This window comes from uncultured Cellulomonas sp. (genome assembly GCF_947494015.1).
Classification (GTDB): domain Bacteria; phylum Actinomycetota; class Actinomycetes; order Actinomycetales; family Cellulomonadaceae; genus Pengzhenrongella.
Genome location: NZ_CANLTL010000009.1, coordinates 200,324 through 211,203, shown reverse-complemented (window position 1 = coordinate 211,203; position 10,880 = coordinate 200,324). Strand labels below are relative to the sequence as shown.

At 75.0% G+C, this 10,880-nt stretch carries 10 protein-coding genes; all 10 read right to left on the bottom strand.

The window, feature by feature from the left end:
* Positions 1–365 precede the first annotated feature (365 nt).
* The gene (gene tyrS, locus Q0840_RS12195; RefSeq protein WP_298459764.1) at positions 366–1,637 is read right to left on the bottom strand and encodes a tyrosine--tRNA ligase; all 1,272 of its coding nucleotides are present in this window, start codon (positions 1,635–1,637) and stop codon (positions 366–368) included.
* A 64-nt stretch (positions 1,638–1,701) separates the two neighbouring features.
* Positions 1,702–2,373: a DNA-3-methyladenine glycosylase gene (locus Q0840_RS12190; protein WP_298459763.1), complete on the bottom strand. Its 672-nt coding sequence runs from the start codon at positions 2,371–2,373 to the stop codon at positions 1,702–1,704.
* Positions 2,370–2,930 carry a uridine kinase gene (locus Q0840_RS12185; RefSeq protein WP_298459762.1) on the bottom strand — a complete coding sequence of 187 codons (561 nt, stop codon included), beginning with the start codon at positions 2,928–2,930 and terminating at the stop codon, positions 2,370–2,372. The genes Q0840_RS12190 and Q0840_RS12185 overlap by 4 nt, the downstream gene beginning before the upstream one ends.
* A gap of 1 nt (position 2,931) precedes the next feature.
* Positions 2,932–4,356 carry an argininosuccinate lyase gene (argH, locus tag Q0840_RS12180; protein WP_298459760.1) on the bottom strand — a complete coding sequence of 475 codons (1,425 nt, stop codon included), beginning with the start codon at positions 4,354–4,356 and terminating at the stop codon, positions 2,932–2,934.
* Positions 4,357–4,415: 59 nt separating this feature from the next.
* Positions 4,416–5,684 (bottom strand): argininosuccinate synthase, encoded by a 1,269-nt coding sequence (locus Q0840_RS12175; RefSeq protein WP_298459758.1) that lies wholly within the window; start codon positions 5,682–5,684, stop codon positions 4,416–4,418.
* The gene (locus tag Q0840_RS12170; RefSeq protein WP_367183123.1) at positions 5,684–6,379 is read right to left on the bottom strand and encodes an arginine repressor; all 696 of its coding nucleotides are present in this window, start codon (positions 6,377–6,379) and stop codon (positions 5,684–5,686) included. The genes Q0840_RS12175 and Q0840_RS12170 overlap by 1 nt, the downstream gene beginning before the upstream one ends.
* A 58-nt stretch (positions 6,380–6,437) precedes the next feature.
* A complete protein-coding gene (gene argF, locus Q0840_RS12165; RefSeq protein WP_298459756.1) occupies positions 6,438–7,370 on the bottom strand; it encodes an ornithine carbamoyltransferase in 933 nt (310 codons plus the stop codon).
* Positions 7,367–8,650 (bottom strand): acetylornithine transaminase, encoded by a 1,284-nt coding sequence (locus tag Q0840_RS12160; protein WP_298459754.1) that lies wholly within the window; start codon positions 8,648–8,650, stop codon positions 7,367–7,369. The genes argF and Q0840_RS12160 overlap by 4 nt, the downstream gene beginning before the upstream one ends.
* Complete coding sequence (gene argB, locus Q0840_RS12155) at positions 8,647–9,633, bottom strand: acetylglutamate kinase (protein ID WP_298459753.1); 987 nt, start codon at positions 9,631–9,633, stop codon at positions 8,647–8,649. The genes Q0840_RS12160 and argB overlap by 4 nt, the downstream gene beginning before the upstream one ends.
* Positions 9,630–10,793 carry a bifunctional glutamate N-acetyltransferase/amino-acid acetyltransferase ArgJ gene (argJ, locus tag Q0840_RS12150; RefSeq protein WP_298459751.1) on the bottom strand — a complete coding sequence of 388 codons (1,164 nt, stop codon included), beginning with the start codon at positions 10,791–10,793 and terminating at the stop codon, positions 9,630–9,632. The genes argB and argJ overlap by 4 nt, the downstream gene beginning before the upstream one ends.
* Positions 10,794–10,880: the final 87 nt, after the last annotated feature.

The following is a 10,880-nucleotide window of genomic DNA, read 5'->3' as shown; positions in this document are numbered from 1 at the left end:
CAAGAGGCAACCGCTCAAACTTACCCGAACCAGCACCCCACCGTCAACCACCCAGCCAAGCCACCGATTCCACCCCCGACGCACAACACCCGACCCGCAGCCAACCGGCCACGCCACGAGCACCACACTTCAGGGAGCCACCCCGGGACCAGCCACCCGCTCACGAAGAGCCTCGGTGTCCGTTCCTCCCTGCCGGGCGGCGAGGCGAAACATTACGCAGACCGCTCGTGGGACGTCAAAGCCGTCGGCCGTGACGCGGGTCACCGCTTCTGACCTGCGCCGATGCGCACCCGGGCGCGTCGCCCGGTGATCGGGCGCGGCCCGCGCCGCCCCACGCCGTCCCACCGGCCGGTCACCGGACGTGGTCACGGCGCGGCGCCCCCGGCGTCGACGACCGCGAGGGTGCGCTTGCCGCGGCGCAGCAGCGCCCAACGGCCGTGGAGCAGGTCGTCGGCCGACAGCACCGCCGCGTCGTCGGGCACCTTGACGTTGTTGACGGACGCACCTCCCTCGGCGATGGCCCGGCGTGCGGCCGCCTTGGACGCCACCACCCCGGACGCGGCGAGCAGGTCGACGAGGAGGTCGCCGGGGCGGCCGCTGGTACTGGGCAGCTCGGCGACTGCGGCCGCGGTGGTCACCGGGTCGAGAGCCCGCAGGTCCCCGCGCCCGAAGAGCGCCTGGCTCGCGGCCACGACGCCGTCGGCCGCGGCGACGCCGTGCACCAGTGACGTCACGTCGTGGGCGAGCACGCGCTGGGCTTCGCGGGCCGCCGGCCGCTCGGCGACCGCCGCCTCGAGGCCGTCGATCTCCTCGCGGGACCGGAAGGTGAAGACCTTGAGGTACCGGACCACGTCGGCGTCGTCGGCGTTGAGCCAGAACTGGTAGAAGGCGTACGGGCTGGTCATGTCGGGGTCGAGCCAGACCGTGCCGGACTCCGTCTTGCCGAACTTGGTGCCGTCGGCCTTGGTGATCAGCGGCGTCGTCAGCGCGTGGACGGCCCTGCCCTCGACCTTGCGGATCAGCTCGACGCCGGACAGCAGGTTGCCCCACTGGTCGCTGCCGCCGGTCTGCAGGGTGATGCCGTGGCGGCGGTGCAGCTCGAGGTAGTCCATGCCCTGCAGGATCTGGTAGCTGAACTCGGTGAACGAGATCCCCTGGTCGCTGCTCAGGCGGCGGGCCACGGTGTCCTTGGCGAGCATGGTGCCGAGCCGGTAGTGCTTGCCCACGTCGCGCAGGAAGTCGATGGCCGACATCGGCGCGGTCCAGTCGAGGTTGTTGGTCATCTGCGCGGCTGCGGGACCGTCGAAGTCGAGCAGGGGCTCGATCTGGCGGCGGATGCGCTCCACCCAGCCGGCCACCACGTCGGGCGCGTTGAGGGTCCGCTCCCCCGCCATCTTCGGGTCGCCGATCAGACCCGTCGCGCCGCCGACCAGCGCGAACGGCCGATGGCCGGCGAGCTGGAGCCGGCGCACGGTGAGGATCTGCACGAGGTTGCCGATGTGCAGGCTCGGCGCGGTGGGGTCGAAGCCGCAGTACAGCGCGACGGTCCCCTCGCCGAGGGCCGTGCGCAGCGCGGCCTCGTCCGTGGTCTGGGCGATCAGCCCGCGCCACTGCAGCTCGTCGAGGATGTGGGTCACGTCGGTGCTCTCCTTCTGCCTGTCCGGTCGGCCCACAGTGTGCCGTGCCCGGCGGCGCGGACGCTCAGGCTTTCCGGGCCGCGGGCCGCCGGCGAGGTGCGGCGGGCCGGTACACCGAGACGGTCGGCTCGTCCGGCAGCCACAGCCGCCACGGGTAGCGCCCGGCGTCCGCACCCTCGCCCGACACCCCGACCCGGGGACCGGTCACGTGCGGCAGCGCCGGCACGGCCGGGTGACGCTGCACGACGACGTCGCCGGCCGGGTCGGTGAGGTCGGCGCGCAGGGCGGTCAGGTCCAGGCCGAGGGCGACGGCGAGGCGGGCGGGGCCGCGGGCCAGGTCGACGTCGCTGCGCAGCACGCCCGCGCGGCGGCGACGCCCGCCGGCGACGTCGATCCCGGCGACGACCTCACCGGCGCGCAGGAGCACGGCCGAGGCGACGCCCTCCGGGCCGGTGACCACGTTGACGCAGTGGTGCAGGCCGAGGTGGCGGTACACGTACAGCCGCCCGGGCTCACCGAACATGGCCGCGTTGCGCGCCGTCGGGCCGCGGTAGGCGTGCGACGCCGGGTCGGCCTGCCCGCGGTACACCTCGACCTCGGTGAGGCGGACGGTCACCTCACCGTCGGGGCGCCGGGTCGTGACGTGGGCGCCGAGCAGGTCGGCACCCACGTCGTGGGCGTCGCGCTGGTACCAGTCCCGGGACGGGACGTGGTCGGGGCGGGTCGCGGCGGTCATGGCGGCCATGCTCGCTCACCGTCGACGACGACATCGGCCCGCTCCCGGGTCCGCTCGGCGGCGAAGTGCCGCCGCTCGGCCGCCATCCAGGCGAGCCACTGCGGGCGCATGCCCTCGCCGTCGCGTGCCAGGCCGCGGGCGAGCCGGACGTCGTCGGCCGCCTCGACCCAGACCGACAGGACGGCGACGTCGTCCGCGGCCCGGCGCGCGGAGCCGCAGCCCTCCACCACCAGCGCGTCGCCCGCGGGCACGTCGTGCCACTCCGCGAACGCCCCGGCGACCCAGTCGTAGCGGCGGTACCGGCCCGGCCGGCCCGCCGCCAGCGGGGCGAGCACCCAGGCGTCCAGCCGTGCCCACCACCCCTCGAGGTCGCCCCAGCCGGCGAGCAGGTCGTCGGCGTGCAGGACCGGCGCCCCGAGCGCGTGCGCCAGGCGCCCGGCCAGCGTCGTCTTCCCGGAGCCGGCCGGGCCGTCCACCACGACCAGCCGGGTCGCGCCCAGCCGTGGGGTGGCGGCTCGGACCCGCCCCGCGAGGTCGGCGACGACGGGGTCGGTCACGTCAGGCGGTGGTCCAGGCACGCAGCGCCGCGGCGCGCTCGGCGGCACGCTCGAGCTGCTCGCGGACCCGGGCCGGGGCCGTCCCGCCGTGCGCCGACCGCGAGCGCAGCGATCCCTCGACGGTCAGCACGCTGCGGACCGCCGGCGTCAGGTGCGGCGAGATCCGGGCCAGGTCGTCGTCGGACAGGTCCCACAGCTCGATGCCGCGGTCCTCGCACTCGCGCACGCAGGCCCCGGCCAGCTCGTGCGCGACCCGGAAGGGCACGCCCTGCCGGACCAGCCACTCGGCGATGTCGGTGGCGAGCGAGAACCCCTGCGGCGCCAGCTCGGCCATCCGCCCGGTGTCGAACTGCAGGGTCGCGACCATCCCGGCGAAGGCCGGCAGCAGGACGGTGAGCGTGTCGACCTGGTCGAACACCGGCTCCTTGTCCTCCTGCAGGTCGCGGTTGTACGCCAGCGGCAGGCCCTTGAGCGTGGTGAGGAGGCCGGTCAGGTCGCCCACGAGCCGGCCGGCCTTGCCCCGGGCGAGCTCGGCGACGTCGGGGTTCTTCTTCTGCGGCATGATGCTCGACCCGGTCGAGTAGGCGTCGTCCAGCCGGACGAAGCCGAACTCCTTGGTCGCCCAGACGATGACCTCCTCGGCGAGCCGGGACAGGTCGACCCCGGTCATCGCGGCGACGAAGGCCCACTCCGCGACGACGTCGCGCGAGGCGGTGCCGTCGATGGAGTTCTCCACCGGGCCGTCGAAGCCCAGCTCCGCGGCGACCGCCGCCGGGTCCAGGCCCAGCGACGAGCCGGCCAGCGCGCCGGACCCGTACGGGGACCGCGCCGCCCGGGCGTCCCAGTCGACCCAGCGCTCGACGTCGCGCAGCATCGGCCACGCGTGGGCGAGCAGGTGGTGCGCGAGCAGCACGGGCTGGGCGTGCTGCAGGTGCGTGCGGCCCGGCATCGCCGCCTCCCCGACGGCGCGTGCCTGCGCGACCAGCGCGTCGACCACGTCCAGCAGCAGACCCGAGACGGTGCGGGCCTGCTCGCGCAGGTACATCCGGATCAGCGTGGCGATCTGGTCGTTGCGGGACCGACCGGCGCGCAGCTTGCCGCCGACGTCCGGCCCGGCCCGCTCGATCAGCCCGCGCTCGAGCGCGGTGTGCACGTCCTCGTCGCCGACGTCGGGCGTGAAGGCGCCGCTGCGCACGTCGTCGAGCAGCCGGCCGAGCGCGCCGACCATGGTGTCCAGCTCGGCGTCGGTGAGCAGGCCCGCGGCGCGCAGCACGTGGGCGTGCGCGACCGAGCCGGCGATGTCGTGGCCGGCGAGCCGCCAGTCGAAGTGCGTGCTCAGCGACAGCGCCGCCAGCGCGTCCGAAGGGCCGCCGGCGAACCGGCCGCCCCACAGGCTCACCCGGGCGTCGCCGGCCCCTGACGGCACGGGCGGCGGTCCGGGCTGAGGTGCGGGTGAGCCGGTGGGCTGCGTCGGTCCCGTCACGATCAGGCCTCGCCGCCGCCGGAGAGCGTGCCCGAGCTGGACGAGCCGGCGACCGGGCTGAGGTCCACGCCGTTGCCGAACCGGACGTCGCGCGCCGCGGCGAGCTTGGCGGTGAGCCCGTAGATCTCGATGAAGCCCTTGGCGTTGGACTGGTCGAAGGTGTCGCCGGTGTCGTACGTCGCGAGGTTGAAGTCGTACAGGCTCGCGCCGCTGCGCCGGCCCGTCACCGTCGCCCGGCCACCGTGCAGCACCAGGCGCACCTCACCGGAGACGTAGCTCTGGGTGTCGTCGATGAAGGTGTCCAGCGACCGCTTGAGCGGGGAGAACCACATGCCGTCGTAGACCAGCTCGGTCCACCGCTGCTCGACGCCGCGCTTGAACCGCGCCTGCTCACGCTCGACCGTGACGTTCTCCAGCTCCTGGTGCGCGGCGATCAGCGCGATCGCCCCCGGTGCCTCGTACACCTCGCGCGACTTGATGCCGACCAGGCGGTCCTCGACGATGTCGATCCGGCCCACCCCCTGGGCCCCGGCGCGGCGGTTCATCTCCTGGATGGCCTGCAGCGGGGTGACCGGGACGCCGTCGATCGCGACCGGGACGCCCTGGTCGAAGCGGATGATCACCTCGTCCGCGACCGGCGGGAACGTGGGGTCGTCGGTGTAGCTGTAGACGTCCTTGGTGGGAGCGTTCCAGATGTCCTCGAGGAAGCCCGTCTCGACCGCCCGGCCCCACACGTTCTGGTCGATCGAGAACGGGTTGTGCTTCGTCGTCTCGATCGGCAGGTCGTTGCGGGTCGCGTACTCGATCGCCTTGTCGCGGGTCAGCGCGAGGTCGCGGACCGGCGCCAGGCACGCCAGGTCCGGGGCGAGGGACGTGATGCCGACCTCGAAGCGCACCTGGTCGTTGCCCTTGCCGGTGCATCCGTGGGCGACGGTCGTGGCGCCGAACTGACGGGCGGCCCGCACGAGGTGCTTGACGATCACCGGCCGGGACAGCGCGGAGACCAGCGGGTACCGGTCGAGGTACAGCGCGTTCGCCCGCAGCGCGGGCATGCAGTACTCGTCGGCGAACTCGTCCTTGGCGTCGGCCACGTACGCCTCGACGGCGCCGCAGTCCAGCGCCCGACGGCGGATGACCTCCAGGTCCTCACCGCCCTGGCCCACGTCGACGGCGACGGCGATGACCTCGGCGCCGGTGGCCTCGGCGATCCAGCCGATCCCGACGGAGGTGTCCAGGCCGCCGGAGTAGGCGAGCACGACGCGTTCAGTCATCACAGTTCTCTTTCGTCGGTGGTGCGAAGTGGGGAAGGCTCGGAGTCGGCGGCCGGTACGGCGCCCGGTGGGCCGCCGGAGGGGTCCGGCCCGGCTGCGCCGCGGGAGGCCAGCTCGAGGAAGCGCTCGGCGAGCGCGGCCCCGGCGGCGCCCGGCGGGACACCGGCCGGGCTCTCGCGCGCGATCACCAGCACCGTGTCGTCGCCGGCGATGGTGCCCATGACCGCGGGCAGCACCGAGTGGTCGATCGCGGAGGCGAGGAACTGCGCCGCGCCCGGGGGTGTGCGCAGCACGACCAGGTTGCCCGCGGAGTCCGCCGTGACGAGCAGCTCGGCGCACAGCCGTGCGAGCCGGGCCGCGAGGTACTCGACGTCCGGGGCCGGCTGCGGGCTGCGGTCGCCGCCCTCGGCCGGGATCGCGTAGGCCAGCGTCCCGTCGGACGTGCGGATCTTCACCGCGCGCAGCTCGACGAGGTCCCGCGACAGCGTCGCCTGGGTCACCGACACGCCCGCCTCGGCGAGCTGGCCGGCCAGCTCGGTCTGGGAGTGCACCGGCCGGCGGGCGAGCAGCGTCGCGATGAGCGCGTGGCGGGCCGCCTTGGTCGCGGGCAGCCGGGCGGCGTCGCGGGCGGACTCGCGGGCGGACCCGGCCGCGGCGTGCGGCGCCGGGGCACCGGCCCGGGCGGCGGCGCTCACGGTGCCACCGGCTCGCCGGCGGTGCCCTGATCGCTGCGCTCCCAGCGCCTCCCCCGGCTCACGGTTGCTCCAGGATCCAGGCGAGCAGCGCCTTCTGCGCGTGCAGGCGGTTCTCCGCCTCGTCCCACACCGCCGACTGCGGCCCGTCCAGCACCTCGGCGGTGATCTCCTTGCCGCGGTAGGCGGGCAGGCAGTGCAGGACGATCGCGTCCGGCGCCGCCCGGCTCACGAGCGCGGCGTCGACCCGGAAGCCGACGAACGGCGCCTCGCGGGCGGCGGCCTCACCCTCCTGCCCCATCGACACCCAGGTGTCGGTCGCCACCACGTCGGCTCCGGCGACCGCGTGGGCGGGGTCGTGCGTGACCAGGACCGACCCGCCGGTGCCGGCCGCGATGCGGGCGGCGTCGTCGACGACGGCGGGGTCGGGCAACCAGCCCTCGGGGGTGCCGATCCGCACGTGCATGCCCGCGGTCGCGCCGCCGAGCAGGTAGGACGCGGCCATGTTGTTCGCGCCGTCGCCGACGTACGCGAGGGTGCGCCCCGGCAGGGCGTCCACGCCGCCGCGCAGCTGCGCCACGGTCAGCAGGTCCGCCAGCACCTGGCACGGGTGGAAGGCGTCGGTCAGGGCGTTGACCACCGGGACCGCCGACACCGCGGCCATCTCCTCGAGCCGGTCCTGGCCGAAGGTGCGCCACACGACGGCGGCCACCTGGCGGTCCAGCACGCGGGTGGTGTCCGCGATCGACTCCCCGCGGCCGAGCTGGGACGTCGCGGCGTCCAGCACGAGCGGGTAGCCGCCCATCTCGGCGATGCCGACGCTGAAGGACACGCGGGTGCGCGTCGAGGGCTTGTCGAAGATGACGGCGACCGCGCGGGGCCCGGTCAGCGGGGTCCGGACGAACCGGTCCTCGCGGAAGGCGAGGGCGAGCTCGAGCACCTCGCGCTGCTCGCGCGGGGACAGGTCGTCGTCGCGCAGGAGGTGCCGCGTCATGCCGCACCTGCGTCCGCGGTGCCGTCCGCCGGCGCCCGGCCGTCGGCCTCGAGGAAGGCGACGAAGTCGGCGGCCTGCTCGGCGGTGAGGATCAGCGGTGGCGCGAGCCGGATGGCGTCCGGCGCGACCGGGTTGACGATGAAGCCGGCCGCGAGCGCCCGCGCAGCCAGTGCGGCGGCGGCGTCGGGACGCAGGCCGACCGCCACGAGCAGTCCCTCACCGCGCACGCCGGTCACCAGCGGGTGCCCCGCGGCGGCGATGCCGGTCCGCAGCGCCTCGCCCACGGCGGTGACCTGGGCCAGCAGACCGTCCCGCTCGATCACGCCGATGGTGGTCAGCGCGGCGGCCGCCGCGACCGGGTTGCCGCCGAACGTGGTGCCGTGCTGCCCGGGGCCGAGCAGGGTCGCGGCACGCTCCCCGAAGGCGACGACGGCGCCCACCGGGAAGCCGCCGCCCAGCCCCTTGGCCAGGGTCACGACGTCGGGCACGGCTCCGCCACCCAGGTGCGGGTGCTGGTGGGCCAGCCACGCGCCGGTGCGTCCCATCCCGGTCTGCACCTCGTCCAGGACGAGCAGGGCGCCGTGCTGGGCGGTGAGCTCGCGGGCGCGGGCCAGGTACCCCGGCGGCAGCGGCCGGACGCCGGCCTCGCCCTGGATCGGCTCGAGGACCACGGCCGCCACGTCGTCGGCCATCGCGGCCTCGAGCGCGGCCGTGTCCCCGAACGGGAGGAACTCCACCCCGCCCGGCAGCGGCTCGAACGGCTCCCGGTAGGCGGCCTTGGCGGTCAGGGCGAGCGCGCCCATGGTGCGGCCGTGGAAGGCCCCCTCGAGCGCGAGGATCCGCGGCCGGCCGGTGCGCCGCGCCATCTTGACCATGGCCTCGTTCGCCTCGGTGCCCGAGTTGGTGAAGAACACCCGCGACCCGGCCGGTGCGCGGCACAGCTCCAGCAGCCGCTCCGCGAGCGCGACCTGCGTCGGGGTGGCGAAGAAGTTCGACACGTGACCGAGCGTGCCCAGCTGCGCCGAGATGGCCGCGGTCAGGGTGGGGTGGGCGTGGCCGAGCGCGTTGACCGCGATGCCGGCCAGCAGGTCCAGGTAGCGGTTGCCGTCGGCGTCCCACACGTAGGCCCCCTCGCCGCGGACCAGGACCCGCTGCGGGGCCCCGAACGTGTTCATCACCGCGTGGGTGTAGCGCTCGGTCCACGCGGCGCCCGACTCGCGCGCGACGGCGTCCGCGCTGCCCGGGCCGCCCGGGGTGGCCGCGACCTCGTGGGTGCTCATGACTGGCCTCTCGGGTCGACGACGACGGGGATCGCGCCGGTGAACGGCGAGGGGACGGGCTCGTCGTCGGGCAGGACCATGGTGCCCACGCCCTCGGACGTGAACACCTCGACGAGGACCGAGTGCGGCTGCCGGCCGTCGATGACGTGCGCCCGCCCGACGCCGCCGGACACGGCCCGCCAGCACGCCTCCATCTTGGGCCGCATCCCGTGGTCCAGGGTGGGCAGCAGCTCGGTGAGGGACGACGCGCGGATGCGGCGCACGAGCGAGCTGCGGTCCGGCCAGGAGGTGTACAGCCCCTCGACGTCGGTCAGCACGATGAGCTTGCGGGCGCCCAGGGCGACGGCGAGCGCGGCCGCGGCGGTGTCGGCGTTGACGTTGAGCACCTGGGTCGGGTCGTCGACGTCCGGGGCGACGGTCGACACCACGGGGATGCGGCCGGCGTCGAGCAGGTCCAGGACGGCGCCCGGGTTCACCTCGACGACGTCGCCCACCAGGCCGATGTCGACCGTCCGGCCGTCCACCACGGCGGTGCGCCGCCGCGCCTGCAGCAGCGCCCCGTCCTCGCCGGAGAGGCCGACCGCGTACGGGCCGTGGGAGTTGAGCAGGCCGACGAGCTCGCGGGACACCTGCCCGGTGAGCACCATCCGGACCACGTCCATGGCCTCGGGCGTCGTCACGCGCAGCCCGCCGCGGAACTCGGACTCGATGCCGAGCCGGTCCAGCATCGCGTTGATCTGCGGTCCGCCGCCGTGCACGACGACGGGGCGCAGCCCCACCTGGCGCAGGAACACCATGTCCTGGGCGAAGGCGCGCTTGAGGTCGTCGTCGATCATGGCGTTGCCGCCGTACTTGACCACCACCAGGGCCCCGGCGAAGCGCTGCAGCCAGGGCAGCGCCTCGATGAGCACCTCGGCCTTCTGCTGCGGGAAGAGGCCGGTGCGGACGTCGAAGTCGTCGTGGTCGGGGGCGATGTCGGTCATGAGGAGTAGGCGCTGTTCTCGTGGACGTAGTCGTGCGTGAGGTCGTTGGTCCACACGGTGGCGCCGGCGTCGCCGGCGTGCAGGTCGACCTGCACGCGCACCTCGCGCGCCGACGCGAGGTCGACGCCCTCGCGGTCGTCCCCGACGCCGCCGGCGCGGCACACCGTGACGCCGTTGATGGTGACGTCGATGCGGTCCGGGTCGAAGGGGGCGACGTCGGCCGGGACCGTGCCCACCGCGGCCAGGACCCGGCCCCAGTTGGGGTCGTTGCCGAACACGGCGGCCTTGAACAGGTTCGAGCGCGTGACCGACCGCGCGACCGCGACGGCGGCGTCCTCGGTGTGGGCGCCGGTGACCGTCACGGCGATCTCGTGGCTCGCGCCCTCGGCGTCGGCGACCAGCGCGCGGGACAGAGTTGCGCACGCGTCGGTCAGGGCGGCGGTCAGCTCCTCGCGGCCGACCCGGACCCCGGACGCCCCGGACGCCAGCAGGGCGACGGTGTCGTTGGTGGACATGCAGCCGTCGGAGTCGACGCGGTCGAAGGTGAGGCGGGTGGCGGCGCGCAGGGCGGCGTCGGCGTCCTCGGCGGTGCACTCGGCGTCGGTGGTCAGGACGCTGAGCATCGTCGCCAGGCCGGGGGCGAGCATCCCGGCGCCCTTGGCCATCCCCCCCACGGACCAGCCGGCACGCTCGACGACGACGGTCTTGGGCACGCTGTCCGTGGTCATGATCGCGGTGGCCGCGTCGGCGCCGCCGTCGGCGGTGAGCGCGCCCGCGGCGGCGGTGACCCCGGCGAGCAGGCGGTCCATCGGCAGCCGGACGCCGATCAGTCCGGTCGAGCAGACCAGGACGTCACCCGCCGAGACGCCCAGCGCGTCCGCGGTGTGCTCGGCGGTGGCGTGCGTGTCCGCGAACCCCTCCGGACCGGTGCACGCGTTCGCGCCGCCCGAGTTCAGGACGACCGCGGACGCGACGCCGTCGGACACGGCCTGGCGCGACCACAGGATCGGGGCGGCCTGGACGCGGTTGGTGGTGAACACCGCCGCCCCCACGGCGAGCGGACCGTCGTTGACGACGAGGGCGATGTCGGGGGCACCGGTCGACTTGAGCCCGGCGGCGACGCCGGCGGCCCGGAAGCCGCGGGGGTGGGTGACGGTCATGAGTTCTCCTGTTCGCCGGCGGTGCCCTGCTCGCTGCGCTCCCAGCGCCTCCCCCGGCTCACGGTCTGCGGTTCGCCGGCGGTGCCC